This window comes from Massilibacillus massiliensis (genome assembly GCF_900086705.1).
Taxonomy (GTDB): Bacteria; Bacillota; Negativicutes; order FLKF01; family FLKF01; genus Massilibacillus; species Massilibacillus massiliensis.
The window spans coordinates 816553-834705 of the sequence record NZ_LT575483.1; the positions used below are offsets into that span (position 1 = coordinate 816553).

The 18153-nt window shown below is 38.2% G+C and carries 13 protein-coding genes, 3 tRNA genes, 2 rRNA genes, 1 riboswitch and 1 other annotated feature; of the genes, 3 read left to right on the forward strand and 15 right to left on the reverse strand.

The features are described 5' to 3' along the window. Window positions 1–28: 28 nt before the first annotated feature. Window positions 29–115: riboswitch (cyclic di-GMP riboswitch) on the reverse strand. A 380-nt stretch (window positions 116–495) separates the two neighbouring features. From BN6559_RS04215 to BN6559_RS04270, 12 genes are all read right to left on the reverse strand, one after another. After that, window positions 496–584: transfer RNA gene (locus BN6559_RS04215), tRNA-Ser, on the reverse strand. 27 nt (window positions 585–611) lie between these two features. Beyond that, window positions 612–687 (reverse strand) — tRNA-Trp (locus tag BN6559_RS04220). Between the two features lie 10 nt (window positions 688–697). Then, window positions 698–773, reverse strand: a tRNA-His gene (locus tag BN6559_RS04225). 46 nt (window positions 774–819) lie between these two features. After that, window positions 820–936, reverse strand: a 5S ribosomal RNA gene (gene rrf, locus BN6559_RS04230). A 117-nt stretch (window positions 937–1053) separates the two neighbouring features. Next, window positions 1054–1152 (reverse strand) — a sequence feature (23S ribosomal RNA rRNA prediction is too short). Window positions 1153–1441: 289 nt separating this feature from the next. Then, window positions 1442–2995: ribosomal RNA gene (locus tag BN6559_RS04235) — 16S ribosomal RNA — on the reverse strand. Window positions 2996–3640: 645 nt separating this feature from the next. Further along, on the reverse strand, window positions 3641–5131 hold the full coding sequence (gene lysS / locus BN6559_RS04240) for a lysine--tRNA ligase (RefSeq protein ID WP_110953578.1): 1491 nt from the start codon (window positions 5129–5131) through the stop codon (window positions 3641–3643). An 80-nt stretch (window positions 5132–5211) separates the two neighbouring features. Continuing rightward, complete coding sequence (gene greA / locus BN6559_RS04245) at window positions 5212–5685, reverse strand: transcription elongation factor GreA (protein WP_110953579.1); 474 nt, start codon at window positions 5683–5685, stop codon at window positions 5212–5214. Between the two features lie 202 nt (window positions 5686–5887). Continuing rightward, window positions 5888–6985: an NAD(P)-binding domain-containing protein gene (locus BN6559_RS04250; protein WP_110953580.1), complete on the reverse strand. Its 1098-nt coding sequence runs from the start codon at window positions 6983–6985 to the stop codon at window positions 5888–5890. Between the two features lie 37 nt (window positions 6986–7022). Continuing rightward, the gene (locus BN6559_RS04255; protein WP_110953581.1) at window positions 7023–7922 is read right to left on the reverse strand and encodes a quinate 5-dehydrogenase; all 900 of its coding nucleotides are present in this window, start codon (window positions 7920–7922) and stop codon (window positions 7023–7025) included. A gap of 122 nt (window positions 7923–8044) precedes the next feature. Then, window positions 8045–9004: a tRNA dihydrouridine synthase DusB gene (dusB, locus tag BN6559_RS04260; protein ID WP_110953582.1), complete on the reverse strand. Its 960-nt coding sequence runs from the start codon at window positions 9002–9004 to the stop codon at window positions 8045–8047. A 121-nt stretch (window positions 9005–9125) separates the two neighbouring features. Further along, window positions 9126–9890: a type III pantothenate kinase gene (locus BN6559_RS04265; protein ID WP_110953583.1), complete on the reverse strand. Its 765-nt coding sequence runs from the start codon at window positions 9888–9890 to the stop codon at window positions 9126–9128. Window positions 9891–9920: 30 nt separating this feature from the next. After that, window positions 9921–10892, reverse strand: a complete 972-nt coding sequence (locus BN6559_RS04270; protein WP_110953584.1) for a biotin--[acetyl-CoA-carboxylase] ligase — start codon at window positions 10890–10892, stop codon at window positions 9921–9923. A 302-nt stretch (window positions 10893–11194) separates the two neighbouring features. Between BN6559_RS04270 and BN6559_RS04275 the strand changes: the two genes are divergently transcribed. From BN6559_RS04275 to BN6559_RS04285, 3 genes are all read left to right on the forward strand, one after another. Then, window positions 11195–11866, forward strand: a complete 672-nt coding sequence (locus BN6559_RS04275) for a response regulator (protein WP_110953585.1) — start codon at window positions 11195–11197, stop codon at window positions 11864–11866. Continuing rightward, entirely contained in the window at window positions 11863–13317 is a 1455-nt protein-coding gene (locus BN6559_RS04280) for a HAMP domain-containing sensor histidine kinase (RefSeq protein ID WP_110953586.1), read from the forward strand. The genes BN6559_RS04275 and BN6559_RS04280 overlap by 4 nt, the downstream gene beginning before the upstream one ends. A 106-nt stretch (window positions 13318–13423) precedes the next feature. Then, entirely contained in the window at window positions 13424–14182 is a 759-nt protein-coding gene (locus BN6559_RS04285; RefSeq protein WP_110953587.1) for a hypothetical protein, read from the forward strand. Between the two features lie 91 nt (window positions 14183–14273). On the opposite strand, the gene BN6559_RS04290 is transcribed toward BN6559_RS04285, so the two are convergent. The 3 genes from BN6559_RS04290 to hpt form a co-directional block, all read right to left on the reverse strand. Further along, a complete protein-coding gene (locus tag BN6559_RS04290) occupies window positions 14274–15269 on the reverse strand; it encodes an asparaginase (protein ID WP_110956267.1) in 996 nt (331 codons plus the stop codon). Between the two features lie 205 nt (window positions 15270–15474). Next, complete coding sequence (ftsH, locus tag BN6559_RS04295; protein ID WP_110953588.1) at window positions 15475–17439, reverse strand: ATP-dependent zinc metalloprotease FtsH; 1965 nt, start codon at window positions 17437–17439, stop codon at window positions 15475–15477. 175 nt (window positions 17440–17614) lie between these two features. After that, a complete protein-coding gene (hpt, locus tag BN6559_RS04300; protein ID WP_110953589.1) occupies window positions 17615–18151 on the reverse strand; it encodes a hypoxanthine phosphoribosyltransferase in 537 nt (178 codons plus the stop codon). Window positions 18152–18153 lie beyond the last annotated feature (2 nt).

Genomic DNA, 18153 nt, shown 5'->3' on the forward strand with positions numbered 1-18153 from the left:
CATATTAGGGCATAAAAAAAAGCCATTCGTAAAAAATGGCCGGTTACACTACTAGCTCCCTGCAGTTTCACTAGTGTCCAAAATTATACTGCAGTTCATTGCTTCCATTTGAATTCAGATAAACTTACTTTATTCTTATCACAAAAATTTAGATTTACCTCTTCATTAAATATCTCATACTTTGTTACATATTTAAAGATCACAAAACAAATGTTATTATCATATAAAGTCATATTCTTGCTTAAATAAAAGATCATAAACAATAATTACTATTTATAGAGAATTCATTATCCCCATTATATCAAAAAACAAGCTCCTAAGTCTATATAGAAAATCATAAAAAATCGTTCACCAAATTCCAATTTAAGTCATTTTACCATCTATTACATCATTATAAATTTAATCCCAAAGTCACAAATAATTTATATGTTTTACAGTATTCCCGGAATACAAAAAGGTTATATCGATAACCGATATAACCTCTAATTCTCTAAATGGCGGAGTGGGTGGGGTTCGAACCCACGCATGGTTACCCATCTAACGATTTAGCAAACCGTCCTCTTCAGCCTCTTGAGTACCACTCCGTGTTATAAAACATCACAATATAAAGTTGGCAGGGGCAGAAGGACTTGAACCCTCAACCAATGGTTTTGGAGACCACTACTCTACCAATTGAGCTATACCCCTGTAAAATAAATGGGGTGACTGAAGGGGATCGAACCCTCGCATACCGGAGCCACAATCCGGCGTGTTAACCACTTCACCACAGCCACCATATGAGAAAAGCCAAACGAAACTATTCGATTGGCTTTTCAACTTAACCAGCAACTACCGACTTTCCCAGGGCGTTTCCACCCAAGTATCCTTGGCCTCTAAGTGCTTAACTACTGTGTTCGGTATGGGAACAGGTGGATCCACTTAGGCATCGTCACTGGATTCTTCAGAGTTATTCTCTGAAAACTATACAGAAGTTTTATTTTTGTATGAATTCTTGCATTTTAGTTTCTTTCTTCTAGACACCTTCTGGTGTCTGGCTTTTTTTAAGTCAAGCCCTCGACCTATTAGTACCAGTCAGCTGAACACATTACTGTACTTACACTCCTGGCCTATCAACCTTGTCTTCTTCAAGGGGTCTTACTAGATTACTCTATGAGANCACCGGACTCGTCTATTTCTAGCCAGTCCTAGCTTTTGCTTTAAATCAATTTAGCCATTAAGTTTATACTTAAATGCTTAATTTAATCTTTTTTGAATCCTAAAATGCTCGTTAATTCACTCTCTAAAATATAGAGAGGTTTTCATACATTTTATTTTCTTCTGTGTAGTTTTCAAAGAACATCTTGAGATCATACTTTCGTATTCTCTCAAAACTAGACAATGTAGTGCCAAATGTGTCGACCTTGGATTACGAAAGTACATTTAAACTTTCATATCTCCTTAGAAAGGAGGTGATCCAGCCGCACCTTCCGATACGGCTACCTTGTTACGACTTCACCCCAATCATCGGCCCCACCTTAGACGGCTGGCTCCTTACGGTTACCCCACCGGCTTTGGGTGTGACTGACTTTCGTGGTGTGACGGGCGGTGTGTACAAGGCCCGGGAACGTATTCACCGCAGTATGCTGACCTGCGATTACTAGCGATTCCGACTTCATGTAGGCGAGTTGCAGCCTACAATCCGAACTGAGAGCTTGTTTGTGGGTTTGGCTCCACCTCGCGGTATTGCTTCCCTCTATTTAAGCCCATTGTAGTACGTGTGTAGCCCAGGACATAAGGGGCATGATGACTTGACGTCATCCCCGCCTTCCTCCGCGTTCTCCGCGGCAGTCTCCCATGAGTTCCCACCTTTACGTGCTGGCAACATAGGATAGGGGTTGCGCTCGTTGCGGGACTTAACCCAACATCTCACGACACGAGCTGACGACAGCCATGCACCACCTGTTTTCTTGTCTTCCGAAGAAGAGGAATATATCTCTATACTTTTCAATCAATGTCAAGTCCTGGTAAGGTTCTTCGCGTTGCGTCGAATTAAACCACATACTCCACCGCTTGTGCGGGCCCCCGTCAATTCCTTTGAGTTTCAACCTTGCGGCCGTACTCCCCAGGCGGGGTACTTATTGCGTTAACTCCGGCACAGAAGGGGTCGATACCTCCTACACCTAGTACCCATCGTTTACGGCTAGGACTACCGGGGTATCTAATCCCGTTCGCTCCCCTAGCTTTCGAGCCTCAGTGTCAGTTACAGTCCAGAAAGTCGCCTTCGCCACTGGTGTTCCTCCTAATATCTACGCATTTCACCGCTACACTAGGAATTCCACTTTCCTCTCCTGCACTCAAGAAATGTAGTTTCTATCCCATCACGGGGTTGAGCCCCGCACTTTTAAGATTGACTTACATTCCCACCTGCGCTCCCTTTACGCCCAATAATTCCGGACAACGCTTGCCACCTACGTATTACCGCGGCTGCTGGCACGTAGTTAGCCGTGGCTTTCTCGTTAAGTACCGTCATTATAAATCATTATTTACAATCTATACATTCGTCCTTAACAACAGAGCTTTACGATCCGAAAACCTTCTTCACTCACGCGGCGTTGCTCCGTCAGACTTTCGTCCATTGCGGAAGATTCCCCACTGCTGCCTCCCGTAGGAGTCTGGGCCGTGTCTCAGTCCCAGTGTGGCCGTTCATCCTCTCAGACCGGCTACTGATCGTTGCCTTGGTGAGCTTTTATCTCACCAACTAGCTAATCAGACGCAGACCCATCCTTTAGCGATAGCTTATAAATAGAGGCCATCTTTAGTTAAAGAAACATGCGTTTCTTTAACAACATTCGGTATTAGCAGACCTTTCGATCTGTTGTCCCCATCTTAAGGGTAGGTTGTCTACGCGTTACTCACCCGTTCGCCACTAAGAATTATTGCTAATTCTCCGTTCGACTTGCATGTGTTAGGCACGCCGCCAGCGTTCGTCCTGAGCCAGGATCAAACTCTCCAATAAATTTATTATTAGAAAGCCTAAAAGGCTCAATTAATATCTTGTTTCTTTTTAAAAGAAATTGTTTTTGTTTTGTGTTTATCTTACGATAGACACCGCACATCTGGCATTTATTACATCTACATTGTTTAGTTTTCAGAGAACACTTGCTGGCAAGCTTCGTTGTCAGCTCATTTATATTAACACAACGTTCAAGTTGTTGTCAACATCTTTTTTTATCGCCGCGCTTTGTTCATCAGCGACTTATATTATGTTACACGTTTTATTCGATTATGTCAACACTTTTTTAAAGTTTTTTTAATTTTTTCAATAAAGAACTAATCAACTCTCCGCACGGCAATGTTTCAGCCCACTGAAACGCACTCCTTGTTTTCTTTCTTCTATATATAGTTATCTCTAAATTACAGTATAGAGAGCAGATGCTTTACATAAGAAAACAGTCCAACGAAGGCAATGAGATGAATCAGAGTCTGTACGGAGTAAAACCGACTTATGTCTGACCGTAGGGAGTTTAAGTCGGTTTTGCGGTCTTCGATTCTGTACTACCTTAAGATTCATCTCGCGCCGTCTTGCCTGTTTTCGTTGTGAAGTATCTGCTCTCGCATTGCAAAATAAAAGCGAACCCAAAGGTTCGCTTTTTTAAACACTCTATTCTCTATGTCTCATATGTGGGAATAACAATACATCACGAATCGAAGCACTATCGGTCAATAACATTACCAAGCGATCAACCCCAATTCCAAGTCCGCCTGTTGGAGGTAAGCCAAATTCAAGTGCAGTGATATAATCCGTATCCATCATATGCGCTTCATCATCACCAGATTCACGTTGTTTCACCTGTTCTAAGAAACGTCCTTCCTGATCAATCGGATCATTCAATTCCGAGAAACCATTCGCCATTTCTCTACCATAGATAAAGATTTCAAAACGATCTGTAATTGCCGGATTTTCTTTGTTACGTTTTGCTAGTGGAGAAATTTCTGTTGGATGCCCAGTGATGAAAGTAGGTTGAACCAAAGTTTCCTCTACCTTATCTTCAAATACAGCATTTAAAATTCCGCCGATACCATGATTTTTTTCATATTTAACACTAAGTTCATCAGCAATTGCTCTAGCTTCCTCTATTGTCGCAACTTTACCAAAATCCTTACCAGTCACTTCAAGAACAGCATCACTCATGCTAATTCGCTTCCAACCTTTACTAAGATCAATCTCAGTGCCTTGATAATTGATTTTTGTTGTACCTAAAACTTTTTCCGCAATATAGATGATAACGTCTTCTGTTAAATCCATTAGAACATTATAATCAGCGAAAGCTTGATAAATTTCTACCGATGTAAACTCAGGATTATGTCTGATTGAAATACCTTCATTTCTAAATACACGGCCAAGTTCATAAACTTTTTCAAATCCACCAACAACCAAACGCTTTAAGTAAAGTTCTGGCGCAATACGCATATACAAATCCATATCTAACGCATTATGATGCGTAATAAACGGACGTGCCGCCGCCCCACCAGCGATTGGATGCATCATTGGCGTTTCAACTTCTAAGAAATCTCTTTCATCCAGAAAAGTTCGCATGGTCTTAATAATTTTACTCCGAAGCACAAAGGTATCTTTCACTTCCGGATTTACAATTAGATCTAAATAACGTTGACGATAGCGGGTCTCCACATCTTTTAGTCCATGAAATTTTTCTGGTAAAGGACGAAGGGATTTAGACTGAATTGCAAAGTCAGTTACTTTTAAACTAATTTCACCACGCTGCGTTCTAAACACAACACCTTCAGCTCCGATGATATCGCCAATATCCAGTAATTTAAAATTAGCGTAAACATCTTCACCTAACACATCTTGGCGAAAATATAACTGAATTTTACCACTCATATCATTTACAGTCGTAAAACTTGCCTTGCCATGGCCACGAACTGCCATAAGTCGACCTGCAATCCGTACTGTCTGACCTTCTAATTTTTCAAAGTTTTCAATAATTTCAGTTGCATGGTGTGTATAATCATAACGACGACCAAAAGGTTCAATTCCCTTTTCAGCAATCGCCGCTAATTTTTCACGACGAACTTTCATCATCTCATTTAATTCTTCAACTTGAATCTGCTGTTCGTTTACTTCACTCATTTAAACATTCTCCTCTAGCACTTACATCTAGCCTAACCTTCTACAAGCAAACCTTCTATAAGTAATTACAATCTATAATATTAATGTTTGATTTCGATAATCTTATATTGTAAAACACCTGCTGGTACATGTACTTCTACAACATCCCCAACTTTTTGACCAATAATCGCTTGCCCAACTGGAGATTCATTCGATATTTTAAACTCAGTAGGATCAGCTTCTGCAGAACCAACAAGCGTATATTCGAGATCTTCATTGAACTCAATATCTTTTATAATAACTGTACAACCTAAATGAACCGATTCATTATCAGCTCCATCTTCAATAATATGGCTATTGCGAAGCATTTTTTCAAGGGTCATGATTTCCCCTTCAATAAAAGCTTGTTCATTTTTTGCATCTTCATATTCAGAGTTTTCACTGATATCACCAAACTCAATTGCTTGTTTGATACGTTCAGCAACAGCTCCTCTACGTACTGTTTTTAAGTGTTCAAGTTTTTCTTCTAACTTTTTAAGTCCTTCTGCAGTTAGCATTACTTGCTTTTCAGCCATTTATATGCGCTCCTTTTTTACTCTTAATCTCTGTTGATATTTTTAAATAATGCACACTAGAGTAACAATAAATCCATTTTACGACAAAGTTAGGGAAAATATAAATAGTGTCAAGTATAACTTGACACCTTAAGTCATATCAACCCTACCAATTATTCAACATTATATGTTTTTTTAATCTCTTTGTCAATTAATTCTAGTCTCAGCCTGCATCCCTTCTTGCCTTGCCATTTCGGGCAGCTGTAATATTATTTTTGATCTGATTAATTTCATAATCTGTAATTGCACGTTCAAAACTTCTTAAGCCCGCCAATTGAAACCCATGTTTTTTTGCCAACTGGCTTATGATTTCAATTTGCCTTATTGTTAAATCTCGTCCTAATGTAAAACTTTCATACCTACCTTCCAGAGCTAAAATCATGGTTTCTGCCATACAAGCATACGCCATTTTTTCCGGAAACCCAAAAGAAAAACCAAAATCTACATCACCAGGAACTTCTACGACCCCGCCTTCAATGACTAAAATGTCATTACGTAACTGTGCAACTTTTCGAGAAATATTTCTAGGTCTGGCAACATCACACACAATTGCCCCGGATTTTAAGTCATCTACTTCTATCACGTTATCAACCGCACTGGTAACTGCGATCACAATATCCGCCGATTTTAATGCCATTTTATTATTACTGCTAATTCTAACGGCTAACCCAAAATCAGCATATATTTTTTCTGCCACTTTTTCAAGTTTAAATTCATTCCGAGCTACCAATGTTATATACTTCACTTCTCGAGCCAACAGCTGCGCACAAGCCGCACCAATTGACCCTGTCGCACCCAGTATTACAACATTTGCTTTTTTTAAATCTAATCCCATAATCTGCGCAGCTTTTTTCGTTCCTTCAATCGCAGTCGCTACTGTATAGCTGTTTCCTGTAGTAGTCGGAATGTCTAGGTTTTTAGCAATCGTGATACCTGCATCACCAACAACCGAGGTAAATGCACCCAACCCTAAAATTTTTGCCCCCATCTTTTCAGCCAATCTACCTGCTTTAATGATTTTGTTTATAACATACGGCTCTGGTAAATCGATCATCTGTCTTGAAGTCAACGGACAAGCGATAAACCAGCCTTCTGCTTGGCTATATGCAGATGAAATTCCTGAAATATGCGAAACTTTAATCGGTGGAATATATTTTAAAATTCCTTCTAATATCGTTGGAGATATCTTTCTGGCAATTGAATATTTCCGTGCAAAGTCCATTGCTTCTAACGGATGTAAAACAAAGGCAAAGTTTTCCATAGCACCGCCCCCATAAATTCAAGATGAACCATTCCATTTAAAATATTTGTATATGAGGTTGAATATCAAACATTTTTAATAAAAATTCATAGTCTTTTGGCGTGAGTTTTCGGCAACTTTGATTTTTGCTTGCAACCAACATAGCTTCTAACATATTTGTGCCAAAGGATCTTCCATCAAAATTTGGTGTTGTAGTAATCAACATCTTCACGCCACGGCTACAAAGTAAATCCTTATCGGTCTGGGTAACTGTATTGGTCAGAATAATTTTGTTTTCTAGCTGATCTGGCATGTAGCGTTTAATAAAATGAAAATCGCCAGCGATTACTTTTGCTTGATGAAAATACTTGGCAAATCTAGGTTTGCTTTCTTCTTGTTTCTTGCCAATTGGGTAAAAGTAACGAATTGGAATTTGTGTAACAATCGGTGCTAAAAATTTGGCAAATCGATTCAGATACCGAATATCTCTTATCGCGATAGGCAGCCCCAGACCAAATAATAAGTCACCAAATACAACATCACTATTTAAATCGTTAAGTGCGCTTGCCATACCGAAACGATCTACACCGCAGACCAATAAAACGGGCAAATTTGTAAAATCTATAATTTTATTCTTTTGCAAATTTTCAATTACATGTCTTTCTAAAGTATTTTTAAGTCCGCTTCCATCAACAATTGGTGTAGTACCCGCTGCTCGAACAAATTCTTTCGACTCTCTAAATGTATATCGCTTTTCTCCCGCATATATGTATAAATCCGTTCCGCCTAAACCAAATGCATCTACTTCGCCATCAAATTTTTTAATCAGTGCAATTGCTTTTCTCTTATCTCCATCGGTTCCGATTCTTTCTAAGGAAAATTTTTCATTGCCATACAATACGCTAACTTGATGATTTCTTTTAGATGAACCTAGACTAATACTCATAATGCGTTTCATTTTTTCACCAACTTACCTAGGTAGATATGATAAACTTATTTTTATATACAATCCTATAAAAATAAAATAGCTTCAACTCAATTTTGAAGTTGAAGCTATTTTACCCAAATTTATCAATTTTACTACGCAATCATAGAATCTAATATTTTCCAAAAATCATCTTTAGATTCTGCTTGATTAAACTTTAAACGAAGTTCGGCGGAATGCGGCAAACCTTTCGTATACCAAGTCGCATGCTTTCTCATTTCACGCGCACCAATATATTCACCCTTATACGCAATCAGCATGTCTAAGTGCCTTCGAATGATCTCCTTCCGTTCTTCAATGGTTGTTGGCGGAAGTTCCTCGCCAGTAGCAAGAAAATGTTTTAATCTTTTAAAAATCCATGGATTTCCCTGCGCAGCTCGCCCAATCATAATTGCATCGCAATTTGTTTTTTCAAAAATTCTTTTCGCATCTTGACATGTTCGAACATCACCGTTTCCTATGACTGGAATTGAGAGATTTTTTTTCACTTCCGCGATAATCTCCCAGTCGGCATGTCCTGTATAATATTCTTCGCGTGTTCTGCCATGAATTGCAATTGCAGCAACGCCAGATTCTTCAGCTATTTTTGCCATTTCGACAGCATTGACAGATTTTGCATCCCAGCCTTTGCGGATTTTTACTGTTACCGGCACTTTCACCGCTTTTACGACAGCTTTTATAATCCGGGCTGCAAGTTTTGGATCCTTCATTAATGCAGACCCCTCATTATTTTTTACAACCTTGGGGGCAGGACATCCCATATTAAAATCAATGATATCAGCTATGCCTAATTGATCGACATATTTTGCAGCCTCTGCAACACTATTTGGCTCTGCGCCAAATAGTTGCAGGGCAAGCGGACGTTCCCTCTTTTCACTTTTCAGCATTTCGAGCGTATGACAATTACGATAATTGATGCCTTTATCGCTGATCATTTCTGAATAAAGCAAACTGCAGCCGAGTTCTCTCGCTAAAATCCGATATGGAAGATCTGTAACCCCCGCCATCGGAGCCAAAAAAACCTTGCCATCTATATCGACATTTCCTATTTTCATTTACACTATCACCTCTTTGTCAAAAACAAAAATCGGGCGTATACAATTTTGCGCTTTCATCATGATAAAAAAGTGCAGCCTTGCATATCGCCCTACTAGATAAATCACCACTCAAAATGGGCTACGAATTGCGTTTATATAAAATATTAAGACCATACAACGTTAAAAAATGTTCCACAACATCAATCGTCTTTGATTGCTTTGCAATCAAATTTGCTAACCCACCTGTTGCAATAACCTTTGCATCACAACCAAGTTCTTCCTTCATTCTCCGAACAATTTCATCAACTTGTCCAGTAAATCCATAAATAATTCCGGATTGCATACTCGTCACTGTATTACGACAAATCACTGTTTTAGGCGTAAGTAATTCAATACGCGGCAATTTTGCAGCTCTTTGGAATAATGCTTCACTTGAAATACCAATTCCTGGTGCAATTGCTCCGCCAAGATAATCACCATTTTGCGCTACAGCACAAAACGTCGTCGCTGTACCAAAATCAATAATAATCAAAGGTCCACCAAATTTCTCATAGGCCCCCACTGCATTTACAATACGGTCAGCTCCAATTTCCCGAGGATTTTCATATTTTAAGCGAATACCTGTTTTTATCCCAGGTCCTACAACTAACGGATCAATATTAAAATACCGTTTACACATTTTAGATAATGGTACAACAAGCGGCGGTACAACAGATGAAATGATAATTGCTTTAATATTGGACATTTTTAAGCCTTGGAAGTTAAACAAATTATTGATTAACATTCCATATTCATCTCCTGTTTTTTGACGATCTGTCGATATACGCCAATGTTTTAGTAGTTTGTCATCTTTATAGGTGCCTAATACTATGTTACTATTTCCAATATCAAATACTAATAGCATGCTTAGAAATTCCTCCAAGTAATTTAATCATTATATCTGCGGTCTAATGGATACATCTCCGGCTACAACACGTTTCATTTCTGTTTCTGTCTTTACCAGCAAAGCTCCTGTGTCATCTATATCTATGGCTTTTCCGGAAAAATTTGTGTCAATTCCAATGACATTGACTTCTTGTCCCAGTGTAATTGAATATTTACGCCAATCATTAAAAATTGTTGCAAACCCCTCATACGTTACTTCATCATAAATTTTTTCTAACTGTGCTAAAACTTCTGAGAACAGTTCGATTCTATTTAAATGGGTTCCCGTGATTTCTGACAATGAAGCGACAATTTGCTGCAATTCTTCTGGAACTTCATGCAATGCAAGATTTACATTAATGCCAACACCAATGACAATGTAATTAATACAATCCATTTCAGCATTCATTTCCGTCAGTATACCAACAAGTTTCTTCCCATCATATAAGATATCATTTGGCCATTTAATCCCACATGTAATACCTAAAACATTTTCAATTGCTCTTGTTACAGCAACCGCAGCCATCAAGGTGCATTTTGGTGCATCTTGCGGTAAAAATTTCGGTCGTAAAATAATTGAAAACCAAATCCCCTGCCCTGCCGGTGAGTACCAACCGCGAGATAATCTGCCGCGTCCACCATTTTGTGCTTCGCTGACAATGATTGTACCTTCTTCGGCCCCTTCCATAGCAAATTGTTTTGCCGCATTATTCGTAGATACAAGATCATCAAAATACTGAATCGATTTACCAAATCTCTTGGTTTGCAAAACGGCTTTTATTTCATTCGGCAACAACAAATCTGGTATTTTAACTAAACTGTATCCACTTCGTGAATGACTTTCAATTGCGTACCCTGCTTGTTTTAATTCACGAATATGTTTCCATACAGCAGTACGCGATACCTGCATTTTTTTTGCTATTTCTTCTCCTGAAATATACCCTGAAGCATTTCTCAGTAAGTCTAATATACTAGAACGCACTTTGCATTCCTCCCTAGTATAAACTCGAATAACTAACTTAACCAAACTAATAATACATGATCACATCAAGATAAGCAAATCTTTTTTAATACCAGCTACTAGTATTTTGTATAAAACATACATCACAGCAGGTAAGCAACCTATCTTCATACTAGTTTATAAGTGAAACCGATTTGGTTATTTTCTAACGTTATCGACACAAATATATGATTTGTCTACAGTCTGTGATTTTCTCTATGGAGAAAATCATTCTTTTTGTATTATAATAATATAGATATTATATTCTTTTGGAGGTTGTACCGATGAAAATTCTCATCGCCGATGACGAAGCAACGATACGTGAAATCGTCGCACTTTATTTAGAAAAAGAAGGTTTTACTGTACTCACAGCAAAAGATGGAGATGAAGCTTTAGACCTTGAATGCGAAGAACGTCCAGATTTGTTGTTGCTCGACATAATGTTACCAAAAATTTCTGGACTCGAATTATGTCAGACAATTCAGCGCAATGTGCCAAAAATTTTTCTCACTGCAAAGTCTGCCGAAAATGATAAAATTATCGGTTTTTCTCTAGGCGCAGATGATTATATAACCAAGCCATTTAGTCCGCGTGAGTTAGTAGCAAGAGTGAAAGCGGTATTAAAAAGAAGTGGAGCATTACCGATTATGGATCTTACGACAGATATTAAAGGCATGATCATAAACCATACAGACAAAGCGATTACGATACAGGATCAAATCATCTCTTTATCGCCAAAAGAATTTGAGTTATTAAATTTTTTCATTCGCAATCCCAAACATACTTTTTCACGAGAACAATTGCTTACAAATGTGTGGGGCTATGATTACGATGGAGATGCTCGAACTGTTGATGCCACTGTAAAAAGATTGCGTCAAAAATTAAACCTTTCAGAATTTCATTACATTCATACTGCCAGAGGATTTGGCTACCGTTTTGAGGTAGTAAAAAAATGATTCGTTCATTATTTGGAAAAATATTCACCTCACATATCGTCATTATCATTATCATCACCGCCAGCATCGGTATCGTATTATCACATTTGATTACCGAGTATTTAATTGAAGCAAAACGGACTGAACTGATTCATGAAGGCATCGTCTCTACTAGATTTTTAGAAACAGCGCTTGATGATCCGAACAACTTGAAAAAGCATCTTGAAGTCATGAGTGAATTATCCGGGGTAAAAATGTGGGTACTTACAAGAGATGATACCATCATCGGTGACGCTCCTATGAGCTGGCATCATCGTCTTCAAATGCACAAAGAACATGGACAAAATCAATGCGATGCGCCACCACCGCCTCCCCGTCGGCATCCCCTAGACAAAATAGATATCAGAGCAGAATTAGCAAAAGGTGAACCCTTGTCATGGATAAAAAAAGCACGCAATGAAGATGATCCTTCAGTCGTTGTTGCTGTACCATTTTCACAAAATGAACAAGCCGCCTTATTTTTGCATGCTCCGATCTTAGGAATCACAAAAACAGCGGTCGCTATTCAAAAATTATTAGTCTATTCTATTATTACCTCTATCGCATTGGCAGCACTTTGTGCTTTTTTTGTATCACGTAACCTTACGAAGCCCATCCGAAATATTAGTGATGCAGCACAATCCTTTGCGAAGGGAAACTATACAAGCCGTACAATCGCTACAGGAATTGACGAAATCGGAAATCTAGGACAAACTTTTAATCAAATGGCCACCGCACTAGAAAACATTGAAAAAAATAGACGAGAATTTTTTTCCAACGTAGCGCATGAACTTAAAACACCAATTGCTGCAATTCAAGCATTAACAGAAACAATGATTGATGGACTCGTACCTTCCGTTGAAAAACGAAATCGATACCTACAGACAATTTTAAATGAAACAAATCATATGAATCATCTTATCAGTGAACTTTTAGATTTAGAAAAACTTGAATCTGGTCAATTCAGCTTTCAATACAAAACAATTGACCTTAAAGATTTTTTAATCAATATAAAAGAAAAATATGCTGTTTTACTCCAAATCAAACAACTATCATTCACCCTGCAATATGACCCTACCTTAAAAACATTGCATACCGACCCAAATCGCCTGGAACAAATTCTTACGAATTTATTGAGCAATGCAATTCGTCACTCGCCGGAAAATTCGGCTATCACGATTCAAGTCATATCCGATCTACAATATACCACGTTTACGGTAACCGATCATGGGGAAGGAATTCCCGCTGCACATTTACCATTTATTTGGGATCGTTTTTATCGGGTAGACAAGGCACGCTCTCGCAGTGAAGGTGGAACAGGCCTCGGCTTAGCGATTACCAAAAAACTCGTAGAAGGAATGAATGGAACAATTCAAGTTACCAGCATTCCTTTTAAGGAAACTGTTTTTTCTATAAAATTACCGAACGTTTAAATTAATTTTGTCATACGATTGTCACAATTCTCCATTATACTAAAACTAACAATTCAATCTGCAGTTATCTTTACTGCTAGAAATATAAATAAATGGAGGATTTCTCATGAATTTAGATCGTAACGTTAAAAATTTTAAATTTAAAACTTCAGTAAAAAAAGCAATTGTTTTAGCACTCTCTAGTGCATTCATCGTAACAGGCATCGGTATTACACAACTACCGCAATCAATAGCAAATGCAAACACAAAACAAGTCCTGCAAAAACAGGATCAAAAAAGAGGCCCTGTTGCACCGGAAGTTATGGCACAAGATATTCAAGATTCTTTCGGTATTGATAAACAGACGATTCTTACATATCATGATCAAGGATGGAAAATGCCAGATTTGCGCATGGCTGCATTTATTTCTTATGCAAGTGATAAGCCATTAAGTGAAGTCCTAAATGCCAAAACCATGACCAATGATTGGCGGGAGGTAAGCGAATCTTTTGGCGTTACAAAAGAAAAAATGCAAACCCTTATGCAATCGACTATGAGCAAGCATATGGCAGAAAATCTTGGTGTCGCTGAAACTGTAATCGATTCTTTTTTATCAAAAGGGTACCATCCGCATGACATTTCCATGGCAATCGCATTATCAAAGCATGCGGATAAATCAATTGATGAAATTATCAATATGAAAAAAATCAATAATCGCTGGTCAGATGTTGCGGCTTCGCTTGGCATAAGCGATCAAGACTACCAACAATCCAGAGACCTTGCAAGACAATGTGGGCCGATGAAACAAGGCTGGCACAGTAAAGACAGAGCATTTGGAATGCATCATAAAGACTGCGCGCCCCCACAAGGTATGCCTTCTAATTAACAAATTATCTATATACAAAATAAAAGACCTTACGAACTTTCCTATACCTGTAGGATCTCTCGTGAGGTCTTTTCATGATGCTTATTAAAGTTTAAAACATTGTTTCAATCGTTCCAACAATATCACCACGATGATTTTTTAATATTGGCGGAAATTTTTCAATTAATGCATGATATTCTGTTTCACTAATTAATTCTAATCGTTTTAATATCCCTATCACAGTAGGATGAATTGCTCGGTAGCTTCCATCCTCAATCTTAAAGGTAATTCCGATTCCATCAGGAACAGATGCCAGACAGTAAACAGCTTCAGCACCCACTTTGGCAATAATTCGCCCCTTTGTTACGTTAGCTACAATCGTATCAATTCGTCCAGATCCAGCGAGAACTTCCGGATAGGCAATCATTGCATCCCGAATCTTTCTTGCTGCTTCCTCATAGCACCCCCACGCACCTTCCTCAGGTTTTGCTAATCTTGCATAAGCAAGCGACATATGATAGAGCGGCAAATAAAAAACGGGGACGCCACAGCCATCAATTCCTATTTCAAGTTCACTTGGACTTATTTTAGCACTCTGGGCTACAGATGCATGCATCTGTTTCTGTACCTCATGCTCTGGTTTCGTATAGCCTGCAATGGAGATACCAAGCATCTGACAAAGAGCAAGCATCCCTGCATGCTTACCAGAACAGGCATTATGAAGTGCTTCTGGTTTTTGTTTGTTTTCAATCAACAGCTTCGCAGCTTTTGAACTCATTGGTCTGCTTGTTCCACAATCCAGTGCACTGCTATCCAGCGCTATTTTATTTAAAATATGATTTACTAAATCAACATGAATTGCTTCTCCGCTATGTGAAGATACCAGCAAAGCTAATTCTTCCTGTGTAATTCCATATTGCTCTACACCGCCTTTTGCAACAAAAGGCAATGCTTGAAATGGTTTTGCAGCTGAACGCCAAAACATTTTTTTATGAGCATCACCAATACAGTCTATAATTTTTCCTTTCGTATTTACTGCGACGATATCACCGCGGTGTATACTCTCTACTTTTCCAGCCCGTGTGTATTGCACTAAAATTTCACTCATGTCATCACCTGCTTCTATTATTGTTTTAACCTTATTATAAAATAGTTTTTTTCTTTCCGTAAATAGAGAATCAAACAAATCTATTTTAAATGCCATATTTTAAGATAGATTGAACGAATCCACATACAAATAAACAAGCAAACTACATATCACATACTATATTTTAAACGAAAAAAGAAAGTGCATACTGCACTTTCTTTTTTACTTAAGTCCTTATAATATAGTTAATTTTCGGACCATTTGTATTTTCCGTTTCACTCATGATATTCACATCAATTGCATTGTTTTGCCCTGATGAAATAATTTCCGTCTGTGGTTTTTCCTGAAGGGTTCCATCATTGGAATCTTCTTGTTTATCTGATTCATTCTTTTCCTCTAAACGTCCAGTTTCCACCAATTGTTTCAATTCAGAAGCTTCCAATGTTTCATGCTCTATCAAGGCTTTCGCAATTACATGCAGCTTATCAAGATTTGCAATTAATAAATCACGACATTCATCATAAGCAGTCTTAATATACTTGCTTACTTCTTTATCGATTTCACAAGCCACTTCTTCACTATAATTTCTTTCGTGATTGATGTCTCTGCCTAAAAATACTTGATGACCATGCCCTTTACCAAAAGCAATCGGACCTAATACTTCACTCATTCCATACTCTGTGATCATACCGCGTACTAAGCTGGAAGCTCTTTGAATATCACTTTGCGCACCTGTACTAATTTCATTTAGTACTACTTCTTCGGCAACACGTCCGCCGAGTGCAACTTTAAGCTGTGCCAACAATTCACTGCGTGTTGCATAAGAACGATCTTCTTTTGGCAACATCAGCGTGTAACCACCGGCACGACCACGTGGAATAATCGTAACTTTGTGCACTGGATCAGCATGCGGAACCAGCATGCCGACTAAAGTATGCCCTGCCTCATGATACGCAGTAAGACGTTTTTCCTTATCACTCATTACTTTACTCTTACGTTCAGGACCAGCCATAACGCGCTCTATGGATTCTTCCAATTCTGCCATAGAAATCTTTTTCTTATTTCGTCTAGCAGAAAGCAACGCAGCTTCATTCACTAAATTACTTAAATCTGCACCGGTAAATCCAGGTGTACGTCTTGCTAATATCTCAAGATCAGCATTTTCAGCCACTGGTTTTCCCTTTGTATGCACTTTAAGAATTGCATTACGTCCTTTTATATCCGGTTTATCAACGACGATTTGCCGATCAAAACGACCAGGTCTTAAAAGCGCAGGATCTAATATATCAGGACGATTGGTCGCCGCAATGATAATAATTCCTTCATTGGCTGCAAAGCCATCCATTTCAACCAACAATTGATTTAAAGTCTGCTCGCGTTCATCATGCCCGCCGCCGACACCAGCACCACGCTGACGACCAACCGCATCAATTTCATCAATAAACACGATACAAGGCGCATTCTTCTTGGCCTGTTCAAACAAATCACGCACACGAGATGCACCAACACCGACAAACATTTCAACAAAATCGGAACCACTAATACTAAAGAAAGGTACACCTGCTTCACCTGCTACAGCTTTAGCAAGCAAAGTCTTACCTGTTCCCGGAGGTCCGAATAATAAAACACCTTTTGGAATACGTGCACCCAAATCATTGAACTTTTTAGGGTGCTTTAAGAATTCAACCACTTCTTCAAGCTCTTGTTTGGCTTCGTCAGCACCTGCTACTTCTTTAAATGTAACCTTTGCTTTATCATCATTATTTAAGCGCGCACGGCTTTTTCCAAATGACATGACGCGATTTCCACCACCTTGTGTTTGCTGCATGATGAAAAACCACACACCAATTAACAACAGCATTGGTAAAATAGAGGAAAAAATCGTTGTCCACCACGGTGGTTCAGGTGTTTTTTCTGCTTTGATGTTTACACCTTTATCTCGAAGATTGCCAATTAACGTTGGATCATCCGGTGCAACCGTCGTAAATTCTGTGCCATCGGTTAAATTTCCTTTTATCGAATTATCTACAATTGTTACTTTTTCTACACCTTGCATATCAACCTGACGCAAAAATTCGGTGTAACTTATCTCTTGCTTTGTATTACTTCTCGCTGAAAAATAATCAATAACTGAAATCGCTATCAATATGATCAATAAGTAGAAGCCTACGTTTCGTAAAAACTTATTCAATCAGTCGCCCTCCCTCTCCGTGGAACAGTTAATAAATATAAAGTCTCCATAGAAAATAATTATATCATCAAAAATTATATTTAACAATCAAGTAACATCATATCATTTAAATACTTATCACTTACATTATAACTTTTAAATCAATTATTTATGCCATTGGAATTACAAGTCAATTTTACTTATAAATAGATGGCTTTAAAATACCAATGAACGGTAAATTACGGTATTTTTCTGCATAATCTAAGCCATAACCAACTAAAAAATAATCCGGTACTATTTTGCCGATATAATCAACATCAACGTCAATAATACGCCGTTCTGGTTTGCTAAGAAGCGTGCATAATTTTAAGCTTGCTGGATTGCGATCCGATAAATTTTTCAATAAATAATTCAGTGTAACACCCGAATCAATAATATCTTCTACAACAATCACGTGTTTTCCCTCAATACTATGATCCAAATCCTTGATAATTCTCACATTACCACTCGAAGATGTACCAGTACCATAACTTGATGCAACCATAAAATCAAGTGCTGCCGGAATTTTTATTGCCCGCGCTAAATCTGCAGTAAAAATCATAGAACCTTTTAAAATGCAAACTAACGTAATTTCTTTCCCTTCATAATCTTTTGTGATTTTTGCACCAATTTCTTCAACACACGAAGCAATATCAGCTTCATTAAATAAAATTTTTTCTACATCATGAATCATGA